Consider the following 17,642-nt stretch of genomic DNA (forward strand, 5'->3'; position numbering starts at 1 on the left):
TACGTGCCGAATTGGCGCGAGGCGCTCTTCTATGGGCGTTTCGGCGAGGTCGAAGTACATCTGGTTGAGTTCCCTTGCCGATGGGGCGCCAAAGGTTTCCGGGGATCGACGTACGAGTCGAACAAATCGCACTTTACGATGAAGTCGGCTCCGTCGAACTGATAACGTCGGCGATAGACGCTGACGCGGCATTGGGTTCTTCAAGCAGCCTGCGTCGCGACTCCGCATCTTACGCTACCTGCCACGCCGCGAAGGTTCCCATGGCGCCGCTCGACTCCGTCTATCGTGGTCACACTGGATTCATCAAAATAGGTGTCGCGGGTCGCGAACGGGCAATCCTAGATGGGGCTGTGCACACGATCCGTCGTTGCCGACCCCGTCTGCTGGTGAGGATCGATGACCAGGGACTGGAGGGTGCGCTCGCGTTCACCTGCGCCTACTTCAACCGGCTGGGCTATACGGGCCACTTCATGCACCAAGGTCGGCTCGAGCCGATGGCCTCCTTTTGCCGAGAGCGCACGCAGCGCGCTGCCGCGGGCGCTCCTGTCTACAACTTCATCTTCCTGCCGCCTGACGAGCCCATCAGCACGATCCGTCGCATCTCAGACCGGCTCGCCACGCTCTGACTCGCTACGAGCCCGGTCATCCTGATGAGACCGGCAGTGGCCGAAGCTGCGCCGGTGATGCTGGCAAGCGCACGACCCCTAGCAGCCCTTTGAGCTACCCTTCGTGCCCAGTTGTGCTTCGAAGGCAATGTACGAGAAGTATTGGAGCCCGTTCGATGGCCCCAATACCTTCCCGCTCTCCCATAGGAGCGCTCCTGCCTGACTCCGGCTTCTTGTTGGGTGCCCGGTCACGGCCTCTCCGCGTATCCGGAACGCCACTTGATTTTGATGCTGCACAGAAAGTGCAGTCGAGGGGTGTGATCAGATCTAGATATCGGGTGCCCAGCGATACAGTGCTGCGGTCACGGAAGGAGATGCTGTCGAACACAATTGAACGCAAACAAGGCGGCGAAGACCGCTTCCCGATGTGCCTTCACTAACAATCGATCCTTCCAGCGCTCTGCCACACAACCCGACCGCGCGCTAGAGTTGTCGGCGGCTCTGCGTCCACGCCTGGTTCGGCCAGGTTCGCGCGACGGTCGGGATTCTGCCTCGATACGGCTGGCCCGCGGCGCGTGTGTCCACCTTAGGCCGTTCCACGTCGAGGCCATTCGCACCGCGCCAGAAGATCTCCCGCACCAGATATTGCGGCTTGCGGTTGACCGCCAGGAACATACGGCCGAGATACTCGCCGATCATTCCCAGAACGACGAGCTGCACACCCGTCAGCACGAGCACAGCGACCATCAACGAGGCCCAGCCTTGCGGCGCCTTGTCGGAGATGATTGCTTCGATGATGGTGAACGCCGCAGCCAAAGTGCCAAGTCCACCGACCCCCAGGCCCAGTAAGGTCGCCAGCCTGAGCGGCATCACCGAAAAGTTGAGAAACATTGCCAACCAGAGCCGGACCAGGCGCCGCAGCGTGTAGTTGGAATGGCCTTCAGCGCGAGGCAGGTGGCTGACCTGCATGCGGCCGACATTCTGTGTGACTTGGAAGACCAGGCCGTCAATGTAGGGGTAGGGGCCCTCATAAGTGGCTGTAATGCGCTCCCGCACGAAGCCGGAGATGCAGCGGAAGCTGGAAAGATAAAGACCCGGGGGCTTGTCGATTAGTCGATCGGCGCACCAGTTCGTGAATCGGCTGCCAATGTTGCGCCACGCCGCGTGTTCCTTCTTCTCGTAATAGGTGTAGACGGCGTCGTATTTTCCGTCGCGGGCGTGCTCGAACAGGCGGCGCACCTCTTCGGGTGGATTTTGAAGGTCGTCATCCATCGTGATGACGTAGTCTCCACGCGCTCGTGACAGGCCAGCCATCACGGCATTATGCTCGCCAAAGTTGCGGCTGAGACTGAGGACGGTCACTGGCGCTCCAGGTGCGACGGCCAGCATCTTGCAGACGTCCAGGCTATTGTCAGGGCTCCCGTCGACCACCAACACGATCTCGAGTCCACCCTCGATCTCGAGGGCACGCAGCGCGCGGACGAGATCCCCGATAGTCGCCGCACCGTTATAGACCGGCACGACTACGGATAGTGCCATGCTGTGCAACCTGCTCCTCCCCTTGTGGAACTGGAGCAGGTGACCGAGTGGTGCTCCAAGGATGATTGCTACCCTTGTGCAATCGAGATCGGCCGCAATCGTTCGGTGATCTTCGAGATTGCGTCGACCCAATGTTGTCACAACGCGGCACGGACCATTGGCATTAGGGTCAAAAACCACCTTCGTTGGTGGGGCCCGTGTGCAGATGGTTGGACGGAGCAGATCCATGCTGCGTGATAACGGCTACGGCGCTGACACACCGAAAGTGACATCGGAGGCTGCCGTCGGATTGCAGGGCTCGAAGGGCTCTGGAGCCGGCCGTACCGTGTTTCCAGGCAAACCCGCCCCGGCCACCGAGAGGCCGGCGTCCGAGGAGAAGTTCTTCAAAAATCTCGAAGTGCAGGTAGCGGCCCGGCGCGCTGCGTCGCAGCCCGTTGCCTGTCCATCGGAGATTCTACCTTCGCTCGAAGATTCAATGATACCCGAACGCGAAGGCAAATTCAGTCGGTCCTCCGCCCCGAATGTTGCGAGCTACTGGTCGGGAGTCGGCATTATCGCTGCCGCGCTGACCGTTGTATCCGCAGCCTGGTGGTTCTCCGACGCGAAGCACGCTGGTGCCAACGTGCCCCAGCCAACCATGACGGCAGGCCTCGCCGAGACAACGCACATGTTGCAACAGGAACGCGCCAAAGCCGACGCGCTGGCGGGAGAGCTGGCAGTTGCCCGGACTATCCTGAAGTCGCAGACGGCCGAACTGGCCGGCAGGGCCGGGATCGACGAAGAGCTCGACAGCCTTCGGCAGGCGCTGCAGCAGTCGCAAACCTCCGCCAAGTCCGCCTTTGACTTGCTTGCGCAAGAGCGAGGCCGCAGTGATGAGCTGGCCAGCCAGCTGGCCGAGCAAGTGGCAGCGAGATCAATTGGGCCGGAAACCGACAAGGAGCTCGAGGCCCTCCGGCAGGCGCTGCAGCAGGCACAAGCCTCTACCCGGAATACTCTCGATCAGTTGACGCAGGAGCGAGGCCGCAGTGAACAGCTGGCGGCCGAACTGGCCGACCATATGGCAGCAAAATCACGGGAAGGGCAGGCGGTGTCAGCCGCTGTCGAACCGGTCGCGCCACCGGCTTCGATAGCTGTAACCGATTTGCCTGTACACGAGCTATCGCTCCCTTCCGTGCTGACCACAAACGACGTTGCAGGGGAGCCGCCGGAGTCGGTGGTCCTGGTGCCTGGATCGACCTTGCCCGAGCGCATGGCCGACACCGTCCCCTTGATGAAGCGCGCCAATGTCCTGATCGGCCAGGGCAACATCGGTGCGGCCAGGGTTGTTCTCGAGCATGCCGCGGAACCCGGCAGCGCAGCTGCCTTGTACTCACTTGCCGAAACATACGATCCAGTCGCGCTGGCGAAGTGGGGAGCCGTCGGCACCCAGCCGGACGTCGCCAAGGCGCGAGATCTCTACGCTCAGGCTCTTGCTGCCGGTGTGCTGGAGGCAAGGGCGCGGTTGGCGGCCTTGCCCTAAGCCACCGCGTCGAGAAGGCAAACTCGATTGGGCGCCGGCAACACGCGAGCGCAAGGTTGGGGGCTCATGAATATGTCCGCACGATACTTGATCTGCTTTGCGGTGATCGTCGCTACTCTCGCTCCGGCAGTGGGTCGGCTCGAGGCCCAGGACCAGTCGTCCGCCCGGCGCCTCTCGGCGTTTGAAGCTCGCCAGGAGAAGATCAACGCCTGGACGGTCGGTATTGCCGGTGGTCTGATCGAGGGAGCTCCCTTGCGCCTTGCGGCTGAGATGGCGCGGGTCGTCGACGATGGGACCAACCTCCATGTCCTCCCGATCGTCACACGTGGTCCAACCGAGAATGTGAACTCGCTGCTTTACCTGCGGGGAGTCGATCTCGCCGTCATCAACACCGATGTGCTGGACGAATACCGAATCCAAATGCCGGATATTGGCCGGCATGTTGTCTACTTGCTCAATCTCTTCCCCTCAGAACTGCACGTCTTCGTCCGTCCTGAAATCCGTAACCTCGAAGATCTTGCCGGCAAGAAGGTCAACTTCAACACGTTGGGTACGGCGGCGTCCTATTCAGGCCCACTGATATTCAGTCGCCTTGGCATCGACGTGGAGAAGATGTTCGTGCCCCATCCTTCGGCACTTCAGCAGATGCGCAGGGGCGACATTGCCGCCGTCGTGTTCGTGACGTCCAAGCCAGTCGAAATCTTTCTCAGGGAGAAGTGGGAGCCTGGCTTCAAGTTTCTGCCAGTACCCTACGACTCGCGGTTCGAGGACTACTACCTGCCGGCGTCCCTGAATGCCGTGGAATATCCCGCCCTGATCACGGCCGGAGAGCGCATACCAACCATTTCGGTACCGACGGTTCTGGTCGCTTACAACTGGCCGGTCGGCTCCAATCGCTTTCAGCGCGTCGCGCGCTTCACCGAATATCTCTTCTCTCGAATCGATCGACTCCAGGCTCCCGGCTTCGACGCCAAATGGAAGACGGTGAATCTTGGCGCAACGGTTCCCGGGCTGAGCCGGTTCGCGGCTGCGCAAGCGTGGCTGGATCGGCAGGTACACAAGGCACAGACGAAAGAATGAATATAGCGATGATCAGCTTCACTGCGGCCCTTATGGTGATGGGCGAAGCGCAAGCCCAGGCTGCTGGCGAAGCCTTGGACAAGATTCGTGCCTGCTTGCTTCTTCCGCAGACCGAACGGCTGGAGTGTCTTGACGCGATCTCCACGGCAACACCATCGCCAGGGTCTACGTCACCATCAACCGCACCGTCGGTCCCAACTCAGCAAGGCCGCGCGACAGAACATTGGGTCGTAAGCCAGACGGTGTCGCCTCTCGACTATTCACCCGTAGCTGTTGCAACGGCGGTCTACGGCCCGCCCGGCGGCAGCCAGATGGTGCTCACGGTGAGCTGCCGCAGCGGGCGCACGGAAATGATCTTGACGGAACGAGGCGCCGCCCCGCGCGCGTCCAAGGGAACCATCTTCTATGCCGTCAATGGCAATCAACCGATCGTCGTTCCTAATACTCCAGCAATTGCGGGGCCGGGATTCGTGCTGGGCGTCGACGTGCACAGGCTGATCATGTCGCTGCCAGCGCAAGGTGAAATCTCCTTTCGTGTGGTCAGTGGGCAACGGGAGGACGCGGAAGGACGATACGGCATCGCCGGATTAAAGGGCCTGCTGGAGCGAATGGCTGTCCCTTGCAAATGGCCAACTGCAACGACGCGTCCCTGAAGGTTTTGAGCGGCCGCGAAAGGAGAAAGAAATGGCGATCTTCAATTTTCTATCCGTCGTGATCGCGTGCCTGGTGATGATGCTGTCCTTGGGCACGACACCTGGCGTTGGCCAGAGCAGTTCGATGAGCTCCAATCCTCTTGCGAGTGACAAAAAGACTCATCGGCTCGTCATTCAGGTGAACGTCAATGAGCCGGCGACCATGACTCTTGCCCTGAACAATGCGACCAACGTTGAGAACCACTACAGAGAGCTAGGGGAGCGCGTTGAGATCGAAATCGTGACTTTCGGTGCTGGCCTGCACATGTTGCGCGAAGATACTTCTCCCGTGAAAGATCGGATTAAGGTGATGGCCGAAAAGTCACCCTCTATCTCGTTCAAGGCCTGCGCCAATACGCAAACCAACATGAACAAGGCCGAAAGCAAAGATATCCCGCTCATTTCCCAAGCCACCGTGACCAAGTCGGGAGTCGTCCGCGTTATGGAATTGCAGGAACAGGGCTGGGCATATCTTCGCCCCTGAGTCCACTACCGGCGACTCAATCGGGATGAGTGGCTAACGTCACCAGAGTGGGAGTGGGGCTCCGGGGGAATTCGAATACTGCGACCGTCCATAAGCCCGGCGCGATGGCGAATTTACCAAGGGGCCGTTCGCGCACCAGGCGACGCAGCTTAAGTTCGGCGAGCCAGGCGGCAAAGCTCTCCCGACCCCGCGGACAATCGAGATGCGGCGTCAACGTCGCGAGGGAGATGGAAATCTCGGTGCAGCGTTGGGCAGCTGCTCTTTCAAGTAATGTGGTGAGGAGTCCTTTTGCGCCAATAGACAGGCCGTCGGTCGCTTGTCGCCATTCTTTGCGGACGATGAGGACGTATTCCACGGATCAGCTCCTTGAAGAGCGTCGAGCCTACGCTTCACCGCTCGACAGCCAAGAGGCCAACCATGCTGATCATGAAAAGGCTACACCTATGGTTGCGAACGTTGTGGCGCATTGCGAGGACAATTCCTGCGTCGCTGCAGCTCGCGGATCAGTATGCAGAGTGTCTCTTCTTCGGAATGCCGGAAGAAAGCCGCCGCACGCTTCCGAAATCTTCGTCACGATCTCGCCACACGAATTGGAGGAGCAAGCCTGTATCGTGGGCAAAGAACGCCGTGTCTTGCCCAGCTGCGATACACCCCCCGTGTGCGAAGCTGGCGCCCGCCTGCGGAGCTCCGCAGGCGGGTTCTTTTTCACTCCCTGTTGCGCGTGCTTAGCTCCCGGAACCACCAACATGGTGCCTTCGAATACAGCTATGCTATCGATCCCTAGCCTTTCACATGTGATGAACACCCCGAGCTGTTCATGCCGCCGCCTCGAAGGGCGCGCGCGAGCGCTGTCGGGAGGAGAGGGTCCATCCCTCTCGGGGGCCTTCAAGTTGCCGAGGCCAAGGTGAACATCGCGTGGGGGGCCGAGTTCGGCCTATGGAGCCGGCGGCTTGGTCGACCTGTAGCTTTCACGCTACCGTTCCCAGGCTTGTTTCAGCACACGGACTGGGCACGGTAGGGGCGCAGGTATGCTCGCATCATCGCGATCGGTCTTGTGGACCTTGAAGCATGCACGTCCCTTGCATTCGTATCGGCTGTTGAGGCGCTTTGATCGTTGGAACGCCTACACGTTGAAGACCCGCCGAGCGGCATTTGCAGAAGCAGTGGCAGCCGGCCGCTCGGTCGTGGTGCACTCGCCTCTTTTTGGCGCTGTCGATATCGAAGCAATTGAGGCTCACCTGAAGACCTCAGGTTATGGAGGCGGGTTGCAATTGCCTGCCACCATGGTGGCGTCGATAACTCGATACGCGAGCTCAGCGCCCTGTCGGCAGGGCAACAATGCCGAGACTTTTCTCATCGATGAGGTTCAGCAAGGCCGCTCGCCTGCTGGAGCCGAAATCGCCGTGGCTGACGTCGACGCTCCGGACAACTGCCCGGATGTCGAAACACTTCAGCATGACGCTGTAATCAGGACGCTCGCGACGCGCTTTCTTGGTTACCCGCCCACTGAATGCCTGACCAGGCTTTACTGGAGTCCGGCGTCCACAATGGGGGAGGAAGAGAGGCGCTGGGCGGGGCAGACGATTGACTATCACTACGATATCGAGCCGCGGCATACGCTTTATGTCTACTTCTATCTCACCAATGTCGACGTGCGCGCCGGCGCTCACGTCTTGATCCGTGGATCGCATCAACAGAAGAACTGGCGATTGAAGCTCTCGTCGACACGCCAAACCGAGCGGACTTTGTTCAGGTATTACTCTCGCGACAGAGTCACGATCGTGGAAGGAAAGGCCGGCTTCGGCTTTCTCGCTGATCCTGCGTGCTATCATAAGGCCCTGGCGCCGGACAGCGATCGGCGACTAATGCTTCAGCTGAGAATTAGCTGAAGCTGAGCCGTCGGTTTTGTCCGGCGGATCGTTGAACCAACAATACCCGCAGGAGCTCGCGCATTTTATCCAGCTGGAACGGCTTGGAGAGCAGCGGCACGGATCGATACTCGGTCGGAATCACTGACAGTTCTCCGTAGCCCGTCAAGAACAGGAACGGAATGCGACGCTCGACCAGTATCGAACAAACCGGAAAACTGAACCGATCCGCCAGCTTGAGATCCACGATGGCAGCATCCATCTCGCTCTCGCGCGCTAGGCTGCAAGCGGTTTCGACGCGGCCCACGGGTCCGATAGGAACGAGCTGCTGATCGCGCAGGTATTCACACAACACCTCAGCAAACAGCTGGCTGTCTTCCACGACCAATATCCGCGCGCCCAAACACGGATCACTGCTCATCTCTCATGCCCCATGATGACTAGTCCTCGTTTTGGACCATTGGACAGGTCAACACGTCGTGCCGCCCCATAACCTGACTTTAGCGGCAGGCAGGAATTTTGCTGAGCATTCAACTTGGTCGACACATAGTTGTCACACGCTGTGACAACCATCGTTGTGATCTGCGCGGCTTATAGACGACCGCCTAGTCGCAACATGATCACGTTCTGCCCGTAGTCCAATCCAGCCTGGGTAGAGGTGCGATAGACATACTGATAACTGAGAGCCACGAAAAACTCGGACACTGGCAGATACATCACACCGGTACCCAAGGTGATGTACTGATCGTAACGCGCGTTTGTGCCGGAAAAGCTTTGATAGTCGGCGATCGTATAGTCGGCCAGGGCGTTCCATCGAACGTTTGGACGAAGGTTATAAGAGGTGTTGAAACCCATCGCGGTGCTCAGGTAGCCCGAGTCACCAGCGTAAGCCGCTTCATTCACCGTGCGCCGGACATAAGGTTTGATCCAGAGTTCCTTCTGGGGATTCCAGTTGGCCATGAAACCAAACATGGGGCCTTGCAGAGGCGCGGTCCCTTGATTGACATAGTTCTGCTGCAGATAGCCCGCGAACGCTTCAGCTGTCGTGAGACCGCCAAGGTTGAGTGTGATACCGCCAACCACATCCCAGCCGTTCGAATTACGCGCGAAGCCTAAAGCATCGACAGGCGTCTGGTATATGCGCTGGTTAAGGCTGCCGCGCGCCCAGATTTCGTAGCCATCGAGAAACTCGTAGCCGAACCGCAGCGATTCCCGAAACTCGATGCGGTTACGGTCGCTATTTGGAACAACGCCTTCGGCGATACCGAGGCCATTGTTGAAGTAATTGTAGGTATCGACGCCAAATTCCGCGCGGCCGCTCAGCCGATTGACCTTCTGATAATAGCCGACCAATCCGGTCACTTGATTATAGATCGTGACGCCGGTTTGGCCGGTTGGTGTGTTCGGCAGGCCGGGGTCCTCGTGCTTTCGATTGAACGAGAAGCCACCATAGGTATTCCAGTCGCGCTGAATATCGATGCGGCCATCCACACCGACCGACACGTCCTGGAAATTCTGCGCCGGAGCAGCGGTGTAGAAGCCGATATTGCCTCGAGCATAAGCGTTCAACATATGAGTCGACCAAGTCGAGCGCAGCTCAGCCGATGGTCTGATGAGTTGAAGGAAGCTGCCGATCTGTCCGCTTCCTGATGAAACGGCAAAGACGTTATCGTTATAGGCCTCGTCCGCCTCGAGCGCCGGGAAGAGGAGGAAACCGCCAAGCCGCACGCCTTTGGGCTCGTAACTCTCCGCCTGCTGCTGAGCGGGTGTGCGTTCGTCGGGGCGCTCGAGACGGGGCGGAGGTGGGGTCCCGCTGGCCCCGCTGCCTGGCGACATTGTTTGCGCATAGGCGGAGCAGGTTGTGCACAGGAAAAGCGTGAAAATCAGAGGATTGTAAAATCCAGGTGAAACGCGGCTCTGTTTTGAGTTCATTCTTTCCCCAAGCCCCGCATAACTGCACAAGAATACCCACTTGGGCGAAAAAGGGAACCGAACGCTGCTTGCCGGCCGACGGACAACCTCTAGTGGATTTCGTCAAGCCCCCTACTAGGGCGAGCATTCAGGCGCTGATTTTCTTGCGAACGGTTCTTAGTTTCGAGAAAAAGCTGAAATGCCCTGACGACCGTTCACATCCTTTTTGCATCGTAAAGAGGCCATTTGAACACATCTGTGACTAGATTGTGACTGACACTTACGTGATCGTAGCCTGGCTACCCATGGGCCGCGGGCTGGCTATAATCCACAGGGGTTGTGGAAGATTGGGAAGATTGGGAAGCCGGATCGTGTCTGACACCGAAGTGGAAAGGTGTCGGCACCGGCGCTGTTTTTGGGGTTTTACCGTGGGAATTTTGGCCAAGGTGCGAGCCAGGACGCCGATGCGTTCCTGAGGCTTAGTGCCCAGCCGATCACAATTCGTCCGCTAATACGGCGGAAACACATGTCGGCCCAGGTGGACAGCGTTGCGAACTCTGCTGCGAGGAGATTGCCATGCCGCTATCGATCGAGAGCACGATTGTCGTTCCAGTAACGGCGCCAGCCAAGCATTTGCACCGCATCTTGGCCGTCGATGATGATGAGCATTTCCGCGAGATGCTCTGCTGCGAACTCGCCGAGCACGGCTTCGTGGTCGAAGCCTTCGGCGATGCGCGGACTTTCTTACAGGCTCTGGTCACAGCTGAGGAAGCCGACCTTATCCTTCTCGACTGGAGCATGCCCCAAGGCAGTGGGCTCGACATATTGACGCAAATTCGGCGGCTGGGCGTCACACTGCCAGTCATTTTCCTGACAGGGCGTGCGTTGACGTCGAATGAGATGCTGGCCTTCGACCGCGGTGCCGTCGATTTCATCGACAAGGCCCGTGGTATTCCTATCCTCGTGCGACGCGTCCGCAGCATCATCTCGGGCTCCAGACACGCTCCGCCCCTTGAGGAAAGATTTATCGACGTCGGTTCCCTGAGGCTGAAGTTGCAGGCCAGCCGGGTCCTCTGGAAAGGCCACGATCTCGATTTTACTTTGGGTGAGTTCAAGATCGTCAATCTTCTCGCGTCGAGGGCGGGACGATACGTGACTTACCGCGAGATATACGATTGCCTTCGTTACCGTGGTTTCATCGGTGGCAATGGCGAGTACGGGTATCGAACGAACGTTCGCTCGGCGATCAAGCGCATTCGAGGCAAGTTTCGCGCGGCCGATCCCACCTTTACCGCCATCCAGAACTTCACGTCCTTTGGCTACGTCTGGAAAGCGATCGATGGGGACTGAGCAGAGGCTTGCTCATGCCCTCCACCTCAGGAAATCGATTGCGAATGGTGGTCGTCATTATGCTCGCGATTCCACTTTGCATTGGTTGGTGTGTACTGGCGCTGCAGCAAATGCTGGAGACGCTGACCAGCCAAGTCGCTTCCTTTCCTACGGAAAGAGAGGTCATCGAAGATGTTCAATTGGCACAGCGCCAAACGGACACTCAAAGCTGGCTGGGCGACGTCGTTCTAAGGAAAGCTGGAGATGCGATTGGTTCGATAGGAACGCCAGACGTACAACAGACATCCAGCGTAAACTTTGTCGTCGCTGCTGTAGCAGCTGATGATTTTTACACGTTGCAGACGGTGCTTACTGTAGTTCTCGTCTTCTCTTTGATTGGCGTGGCGATTCTTGCCACCGCAATTCACCGGCTATCGAGCGAACGCATACGTGTCATAACACCTGCTGTCGGTTCTGAGGTGGGCGGCGAGGCTGCGAAATTCGACGCGGAGCCGATGGACGTGCGCGACTTGATGACCGCGATGCATACGCTTGGGTCGGAAATGCGCCGCCAGGTGAGCGAAGTCAGTCATGAGATGCGCACGCCGCTTGCCATCATCGCGGGGTCGCTCGCTTCGATCCAGCGAACCTTGCCGCAAGATCATCAAAAGGCCAACCGGGCGGCCGCGCTTATTGGCGAGTCTTGCGACAGGCTGGTCGGAATTCTCGATTCGCATCGGGCCGGTACCTCGAGGCTCGTCGATTCGTTTCTCGGCTTCCACAACTCGATCGATATCGGCGCCTTCCTGCAGGACTTCATCGTCCATGCTGGCATGGGCAGTGCCGTCTCGTTGACCCACCCACCTCAACCCTTGATCGTGTGGACACAGACGGATGGCCTCAAGGAGGTGATGAAACTGTTCCTCGTCGCCAGTCTGCAACGTTGCGAGGGGCTGACCGCTCGACTGTCCCTGTCGGAGAAACGCAGCTGGATCGAGATCGTCATTTGCTACGATCGCACTGGGAGTGATCGGACCGCTCTATCCGTCTTGCCGGCGGTCGAGTGGGCTCTGGACGAATGTCGACGTCACTTGAGCATGATGGGCGCCACCCTCAAGACCGCTGTTCAGCCCGACGGGCAGGTCTTTGTCCATCTCTTCCTTCCAATCGATGGTGCGACCTAACTCTCTGGTGCTGGATGAACTGCGAAACGGCGCCCTGCGCTATCCCATCGCGCGCGAACCAGATCGACGAACAAAGGGCCTAACCGTTGATTTTAAAGCAGAAACGCGCGCTTGACTGCGCGGGTTTCGCCAGTATGTTCCGCGCTTCTCCGGAGAACGTGGTTGCAGGCCCTCCAGCCGGCATCCCGCCCCAACTCTTGTTGGATCCAGGCCTATCCGGACAAACAGCGTCGCATATGACGTGCAACAACAGGAGTGTCGCGTGAGCAAGCGCGAGAATTCGAAGTACAAGATCGACCGCCGCCTCAGGGTCAACCTGTGGGGCCGTCCCAAGAGCCCGATCAACAAGCGCGAATATGGTCCCGGCCAGCACGGCCAGGGTCGCCAGAAGCCGACCGACTACCGCCTGCAGCTCATGGCTAAGCAGCGCCTCAAGGGCTACTACGGCTCGGTCTCGGAGCGTCAGCTCCGCCGCTACTATCTCGAGGCCGTGCGCCGCAAGGGCGACACCGGTGAAAACCTGGTCGAGATCCTGGAGCGCCGGCTGGACGCGGTCATCTACCGCATGAAATTCGCCATCACCGTCTTCGCCAGCCGCCAGCTGGTGAGCCATGGTCACGTCAAAGTGAACGGCCGCCGGGTCAACATCGCGTCGTACCTGGTGAAGGACAACGACGTCATCGAGCTGACCTCCAAGGCCAAGGAAATGGCCCGGGTGCTCGAGGCTACGCAGACGGCCGAACGCGACGTGCCGGAGTACGTTTCCGTTGATCATAAGGACATGAAGGGCACTTATGTGCGCGGGCCGAAGCTCGCCGACGTGCCGTATCCGGTCCAGATGGAGCCGTCGCTGGTCGTCGAGTACTACAGCCGTTAGTCGGCTCCCGACCACCTTTTCGACGAAAAACCCGCCCGGTTGTGGCGGGTTTTTTGCATTGAGGTCGCTAAAAAATAACGCTGCCGTCTGTGCGGGAAGCCATGCTGGCCCTATAATTCAAGCGGGGCTTGGGGTCTGGAGAGAAAAGAAATGTGGATTGGCCGTATGGCAGTCATCGCGACGGCCGCGATTGTGATCTGCGGGGCTGCCTACATCTATCGAGGCCAGATTGCCCAACAATTGGGCATGGGCACGACGGCCAAGGCCGCCGAGCAAGCCCAATCGAGCCCGGCGGCCCAGGCGCAGCCACAGGGACGGCGTGGCCGCGCCAATCCGGCCGGCGCGGTCCCGGTCATCGTCACGACCGTGGCCAAGAAGCCGATGGCGGTCGTCGTCGATGCCGTCGGCACCGTGCAATCGATTGCATCGGTCCAGATCAAGCCGCGGATGGACAGTCAGATCATGAAGGTCAATGTCGAAGAGGGCGCCTTTGTGAAGGAGGGCGATATCCTCTTCGAGCTCGATGGCCGAACGCTCCGGGCGCAGCTCGCGCAGATCGAGGCGCAGATCCGCAAGGACCAGACCCAGGTCGTGCAGGCCAAGCGCGACCTGCAGCGCTATGAGGAGCTGTTCTCCAAGAATGCCGGGACGCTGGTTCAGCGCGACAATGCCAACACGGCGCTGAAGTCGGCCGAGGCTCAGCTGGAAGCCGACGAGGCATCCAAGACCAGCGTGCAGACCCTGCTCACCTACACCGAAATTCGTGCTCCCGTGTCTGGTCGCATTGGATCGATTGCCAGCAAGGCCGGCGCCGTTGTCCGCGTCGGCGACAATACGGCGACGAGCACACTCGCCACCATCAATCAGATCGATCCGATTTACGTCAGCTTCGCCATCCCGCAGGTCATCCTGCCGGACCTGCGCGCGGCCATGGCCAGCGGCCCGGTCAAGGTCACGGCGATCGTCGACGATCAGAAGAAGCGCTCGGGCGTGATGGCCTTCATCGAGAACAACGTCGATCCCAACACCGGCACGGTGACGGCCAAGGCGCGCATCGACAACGCCAATGAGCTTCTGTGGCCTGGTCAGTTCGTGAAGGTGGAGATCACGCTCGGCGTCGAGCCCGAAGCCATTTCAGTTCCGGCTGCGGCGGTCCAGCTCGGACCGCAGGGTGCTTATGTTTACCTGGTGAAGGACGGCGTTGCCGAACTGCGCAACGTCGACGTCAAGCGCACCCAGGGCGGTGAATCGGTGATCGGCAAGGGCCTCGCGGGCGGTGAATCGGTCGTCATCGACGGCCAGCTCCGCCTCGCCAACGGGGCCAATGTGAGCATCAAATCCGGCGCCAACGATCCGGCAACGGCCACGGCGCCCCCGCGGGGCTAGACAGTGGAAGAGGTCGAGGACCGGAGATGTTATCAGCGCTTTGCATTCGCCGTCCGGTCATGACCATCCTGCTGATGGCGACTTTCGTCATCGCAGGTGGCTTCGCCTTCAAGCAGCTTCCCGTCGCCGCCGTCCCACGTGTCGACTTCCCGACCATCCAGGTCTCGGCCCAGCTCCCTGGCGCCAGCCCGGAGACCATGGCCGCGTCGGTCGCCTCGATCCTGGAACGTCAATTCGCGACCATCGCCGGCGTGACGGCGATGACGTCGACCTCGTCGCTCGGCAACACTTCGATCGTCCTGCAGTTCGATCTCAATCGCTCGATCGACGGCGCGGCGCTCGACGTGCAATCGGCGATCTCCTCGGCGATGCGCCGGCTGCCCCCCGAACTCACGACGCCGCCCAGCTTCCGCAAGGTCAACCCGGCCGATTGGGCGGTGATGTTCCTGGCCCTGCGATCCTCGACGGTGCGGTTGTCGGACATCGATGCCTTTGCCAATCGCGCGATCCTTCCGCGCGTTTCGACCCTGCCGGGTGTCGCGCAGGTATTGATCTTCGGGACGCAGAAATTCGCCGTGCGCGTGCGCGCCGATCTCGATCAACTCGCCGTCCGCGGACTGACCCTGCAGGAGCTGCAGAACGCGATCGTCGCCGCCAATTCAAGCAAGCCTGTCGGCTCGATTGCCGATCGCAGGCAGAATGCGATCCTCGACGCCACCGGCCCGATCAGCAAGGCGTCCGACTACATGCCGGTGGTCGTCTCCTGGCAGAATGGCGCGCCGGTGCGTATCTCCGACGTCGCCACCGCCGTGGACAGCGTCGAGAACGACAAGGTGGCGAGCTGGGTCGACGGCACCCGCGCCATCGTGCTCGGCGTCTACCGGCAACCCGATGCCAACACGGTCGAGGTGGTCGACCGGGTCAGGGCGATCCTGCCTCAGATTCAGGCTGAGCTGCCGAGCGGCGTCGAGATTTCGCTGCTGAACGATCGTTCGAAATCGATCCGCGAGGCCGTCGAGGACGTCGAGTTCACCCTCGTATTGGCGGGCGTGCTGGTCATCATTGCGATCTACTTTTTCCTGCGCAGTTTCCGCGCCACCATCATTCCAGCGATCGCGTTGCCGATCTCCGTCATCGGCACCTTCGCCGGCATGTATGCCTGTGGCCATTCGATCGACAACATATCGCTGCTGGCGCTGACACTGGCCGTGGGCTTCGTCGTCGATGACGCTATCGTCATGCTGGAAAACATCGTTCGCCACATCGAGGCGGGCGAGAAGCCGATGGAGGCGGCGTTCAAGGGGTCCAAGGAGGTGGGCTTCACCATCATCTCGATGACGCTCTCGCTGGTGGCGGTGTTCATCCCCGTGCTGTTCATGGGCGGCGTCGTTGGCCGCATGTTCAACGAGTTCGGCCTTGTCATCAGTTTCGCCATCCTGATCTCGGGCGTGGTGTCGCTCACTCTTACGCCGATGCTCTGCTCGCGAATCCTGAAGCCAATCGACCATCACGAGAAGCACAACTTCCTGCTGCGTGCCTTCGAGTGGAGCTTCACCAAGATAACCGAGGGCTACGGTTGGGCGTTGCGTCACACAGTGAGGCTGCCACGCCTGGTGCTCGCGATCACGCTCGGCACCTTTGTTCTCACGGCGATCCTCTTTCAGGCCATTCCCAAGGGCTTCTTTCCGATCGAGGATATTGGTCAGATCTCGGCCTCGACGGTCGGTCCGGATGATGCGTCTTTCGACGCCATGGTGGCCCGCCAGTCGGTGCTGGCAGAAATCCTGAAGAGAGATCCCGACGTCGTCTCGGTGGTGTCGACAGTGGGCGGCGGCAACGCGGCCAACACGATCAACTCCGGTCGTATGTTCATCACCTTGCGTGACAAGGGTGATCGCAAGGATACGATCCAGGAGGTTATCGCCCGTCTGCGCCGAGTGACCGCATCGGTGCCTGGCATCAATATCTATTTCCAGCCGATCCAGTCGATCAATCTCGGCACGACCCAGACCCGCGCCCAGTATCAGTTCGGTATGCGCTCCAGCGACCTCACGGCGTTGCGGGAATATGCGCCGATGATGGAAGAGCGGATGAAGAAGATCCCGTCGATCATGGACGTGAACTCCGACTTGCAGGTGCGGGCACGGTCGGCGCTGATCGACGTCGATCGCGATACGGCGTCACGCCTCGGCCTGTCGGTCGACCAGATCCGCCTGCTGCTCTACTCGGCCTTCGGCACGCGCCAAGTCTCGACGATCTACGCACCTGACGACACCTATCAGGTGATCCTCGAGGCCGATCCCAAGTACGCCGACATTAATGACGTGTTGCGGCGCCTGCAGATCAGGACGCCAAGCGGCGCTCTGGTGCCGCTCGATACGGTGGCAAAGCGCGTCGACAAGCCGACGTCGCTCACCGTGAACCACATCGCGCAACTTCCCTCGGTCATCATCTCGTTCAACCTGCAGCCGGGCGTCGCGCTCGGCCAGGCGACCGCTGACATCCGCGCGGCAGCCGTTGAAATAGGTCTGCCGAGCAACATCGCCACCAGCTTCGAAGGTAGCGCACAGGTCTTCGAGCAGGCAGTCGCCAACCAGGGACTGCTGCTGTTCGCGGCAATCCTCGTGATCTACATCATCCTGGGTGTCCTCTACGAGAGCTTCATCCATCCGCTCACCATCCTGTCGGGCCTGCCGTCGGCCGGTATCGGTGCACTGATCACTCTGATGCTGTTCGGCATGGACCTGAGCGTCATCGCCATGATCGGCGTCGTCATGCTGATCGGCATCGTGAAGAAGAACGCCATCATGATGGTCGATTTCGCGATCGAACGGCGAGGGCAGGGCGCCACGGCAGAGCAGGCGATCGTCGAGGCTGCGCTACTGCGCTTCCGGCCGATCATGATGACCACGGCCTGTGCCTTGCTGGGTGCGTTGCCCATCGCGTTGGGTCATGGCGCCGGGGCCGAGTTGCGCCAGCCGCTCGGTGTCACCGTCGTGGGTGGCCTGCTGGTGTCGCAGCTCCTCACGCTGTTCATCACGCCGGTGGTCTACATGTGGTTCGACAAGCTGACCGGCATGAAGTTCAGTCCCGGCTGGGCCAAGCGCTGGCGCACCAAAGGGCGAGTGCCAGCCACGCCGGCTGAGTAATCGTTTCTCTCCACAAAGT

15 protein-coding genes are annotated in these 17,642 nt (G+C 60.0%); 11 read left to right on the plus strand and 4 right to left on the minus strand.

Going from position 1 to position 17,642, the window contains the following annotated elements; translation table 11 throughout:
- Nucleotides 1-80 precede the first annotated feature (80 nt).
- Entirely contained in the window at nt 81-626 is a 546-nt protein-coding gene (locus EPO50_RS16290) for an FkbM family methyltransferase (protein WP_296345988.1), read from the plus strand.
- A 462-nt stretch (nt 627-1,088) separates the two neighbouring features.
- Here EPO50_RS16290 and EPO50_RS16295 read toward each other — a convergent pair whose 3' ends face one another.
- Nucleotides 1,089-2,144 carry a glycosyltransferase family 2 protein gene (locus EPO50_RS16295; RefSeq protein ID WP_296345872.1) on the minus strand — a complete coding sequence of 352 codons (1,056 nt, stop codon included), beginning with the start codon at nt 2,142-2,144 and terminating at the stop codon, nt 1,089-1,091.
- A 226-nt stretch (nt 2,145-2,370) separates the two neighbouring features.
- Here EPO50_RS16295 and EPO50_RS16300 point away from each other — a divergent pair, with 226 nt between their 5' ends.
- Genes EPO50_RS16300 through EPO50_RS16315 form a run of 4 tightly spaced genes read left to right on the plus strand, consistent with a single transcriptional unit; the run spans nt 2,371 to nt 5,919 of the window.
- Entirely contained in the window at nt 2,371-3,663 is a 1,293-nt protein-coding gene (locus EPO50_RS16300; RefSeq protein ID WP_296345874.1) for a hypothetical protein, read from the plus strand.
- A 27-nt stretch (nt 3,664-3,690) separates the two neighbouring features.
- A complete protein-coding gene (locus EPO50_RS16305; RefSeq protein ID WP_296345876.1) occupies nt 3,691-4,743 on the plus strand; it encodes a C4-dicarboxylate ABC transporter substrate-binding protein in 1,053 nt (350 codons plus the stop codon).
- Nucleotides 4,744-4,751: 8 nt separating this feature from the next.
- The gene (locus EPO50_RS16310; RefSeq protein WP_296345878.1) at nt 4,752-5,396 is read left to right on the plus strand and encodes a hypothetical protein; all 645 of its coding nucleotides are present in this window, start codon (nt 4,752-4,754) and stop codon (nt 5,394-5,396) included.
- 31 nt (nt 5,397-5,427) lie between these two features.
- Nucleotides 5,428-5,919 (plus strand): DsrE family protein, encoded by a 492-nt coding sequence (locus EPO50_RS16315; protein ID WP_296345879.1) that lies wholly within the window; start codon nt 5,428-5,430, stop codon nt 5,917-5,919.
- Between the two features lie 16 nt (nt 5,920-5,935).
- Here EPO50_RS16315 and EPO50_RS16320 read toward each other — a convergent pair whose 3' ends face one another.
- Nucleotides 5,936-6,274, minus strand: coding sequence for a hypothetical protein (locus EPO50_RS16320; RefSeq protein ID WP_296345881.1), 339 nt, complete (start codon nt 6,272-6,274; stop codon nt 5,936-5,938).
- A 706-nt stretch (nt 6,275-6,980) separates the two neighbouring features.
- Here EPO50_RS16320 and EPO50_RS16325 point away from each other — a divergent pair.
- Nucleotides 6,981-7,808 carry a phytanoyl-CoA dioxygenase family protein gene (locus EPO50_RS16325; RefSeq protein ID WP_296345883.1) on the plus strand — a complete coding sequence of 276 codons (828 nt, stop codon included), beginning with the start codon at nt 6,981-6,983 and terminating at the stop codon, nt 7,806-7,808.
- On the opposite strand, the gene EPO50_RS16330 is transcribed toward EPO50_RS16325, so the two are convergent.
- Both EPO50_RS16330 and EPO50_RS16335 read right to left on the minus strand, forming a co-directional pair.
- A complete protein-coding gene (locus EPO50_RS16330; RefSeq protein WP_296345885.1) occupies nt 7,801-8,208 on the minus strand; it encodes a response regulator in 408 nt (135 codons plus the stop codon). The genes EPO50_RS16325 and EPO50_RS16330 overlap by 8 nt on opposite strands.
- Before the next feature lie 170 nt (nt 8,209-8,378).
- Complete coding sequence (locus EPO50_RS16335) at nt 8,379-9,719, minus strand: outer membrane beta-barrel protein (protein WP_296345887.1); 1,341 nt, start codon at nt 9,717-9,719, stop codon at nt 8,379-8,381.
- A gap of 555 nt (nt 9,720-10,274) precedes the next feature.
- On the opposite strand from EPO50_RS16335, the gene EPO50_RS16340 reads away from it, so the two are divergent.
- The 5 genes from EPO50_RS16340 to EPO50_RS16360 all read left to right on the plus strand — a co-directional run bounded on the left by EPO50_RS16340 (nt 10,275) and on the right by EPO50_RS16360 (nt 17,623).
- Nucleotides 10,275-11,048: a response regulator transcription factor gene (locus EPO50_RS16340; RefSeq protein WP_296345889.1), complete on the plus strand. Its 774-nt coding sequence runs from the start codon at nt 10,275-10,277 to the stop codon at nt 11,046-11,048.
- A 44-nt stretch (nt 11,049-11,092) separates the two neighbouring features.
- The gene (locus EPO50_RS16345) at nt 11,093-12,211 is read left to right on the plus strand and encodes a histidine kinase dimerization/phospho-acceptor domain-containing protein (RefSeq protein WP_296345891.1); all 1,119 of its coding nucleotides are present in this window, start codon (nt 11,093-11,095) and stop codon (nt 12,209-12,211) included.
- A gap of 262 nt (nt 12,212-12,473) precedes the next feature.
- The gene (gene rpsD / locus EPO50_RS16350; RefSeq protein WP_296345892.1) at nt 12,474-13,088 is read left to right on the plus strand and encodes a 30S ribosomal protein S4; all 615 of its coding nucleotides are present in this window, start codon (nt 12,474-12,476) and stop codon (nt 13,086-13,088) included.
- 165 nt (nt 13,089-13,253) lie between these two features.
- Nucleotides 13,254-14,474, plus strand: coding sequence for an efflux RND transporter periplasmic adaptor subunit (locus EPO50_RS16355; RefSeq protein ID WP_296345893.1), 1,221 nt, complete (start codon nt 13,254-13,256; stop codon nt 14,472-14,474).
- 26 nt (nt 14,475-14,500) lie between these two features.
- The gene (locus EPO50_RS16360; protein WP_296345895.1) at nt 14,501-17,623 is read left to right on the plus strand and encodes an efflux RND transporter permease subunit; all 3,123 of its coding nucleotides are present in this window, start codon (nt 14,501-14,503) and stop codon (nt 17,621-17,623) included.
- The last annotated feature ends 19 nt before the right edge of the window (nt 17,624-17,642 follow it).

It is taken from the genome of Reyranella sp., assembly GCF_004297405.1.
GTDB lineage: Bacteria > Pseudomonadota > Alphaproteobacteria > Reyranellales > Reyranellaceae > Reyranella.

What these genes read in the sequence shown, in the direction of transcription:
- EPO50_RS16345 (WP_296345891.1), top strand. Translation starts at nt 11,093, where the DNA reads ATGGTGGTCGTCATTATGCTCGCGATTCCACTTTGCATTGGTTGGTGT.
- EPO50_RS16315 (WP_296345879.1), top strand. Translation starts at nt 5,428, where the DNA reads ATGGCGATCTTCAATTTTCTATCCGTCGTGATCGCGTGCCTGGTGATG.
- EPO50_RS16335 (WP_296345887.1), bottom strand. Translation starts at nt 9,719, where the DNA reads ATGAACTCAAAACAGAGCCGCGTTTCACCTGGATTTTACAATCCTCTG.
- EPO50_RS16295 (WP_296345872.1), bottom strand. Translation starts at nt 2,144, where the DNA reads ATGGCACTATCCGTAGTCGTGCCGGTCTATAACGGTGCGGCGACTATC.
- EPO50_RS16340 (WP_296345889.1), top strand. Translation starts at nt 10,275, where the DNA reads ATGCCGCTATCGATCGAGAGCACGATTGTCGTTCCAGTAACGGCGCCA.
- EPO50_RS16290 (WP_296345988.1), top strand. Translation starts at nt 81, where the DNA reads ATGGGGCGCCAAAGGTTTCCGGGGATCGACGTACGAGTCGAACAAATC.
- EPO50_RS16330 (WP_296345885.1), bottom strand. Translation starts at nt 8,208, where the DNA reads ATGAGCAGTGATCCGTGTTTGGGCGCGCGGATATTGGTCGTGGAAGAC.
- EPO50_RS16355 (WP_296345893.1), top strand. Translation starts at nt 13,254, where the DNA reads ATGGCAGTCATCGCGACGGCCGCGATTGTGATCTGCGGGGCTGCCTAC.
- EPO50_RS16360 (WP_296345895.1), top strand. Translation starts at nt 14,501, where the DNA reads ATGTTATCAGCGCTTTGCATTCGCCGTCCGGTCATGACCATCCTGCTG.
- EPO50_RS16300 (WP_296345874.1), top strand. Translation starts at nt 2,371, where the DNA reads ATGCTGCGTGATAACGGCTACGGCGCTGACACACCGAAAGTGACATCG.
- EPO50_RS16310 (WP_296345878.1), top strand. Translation starts at nt 4,752, where the DNA reads ATGATCAGCTTCACTGCGGCCCTTATGGTGATGGGCGAAGCGCAAGCC.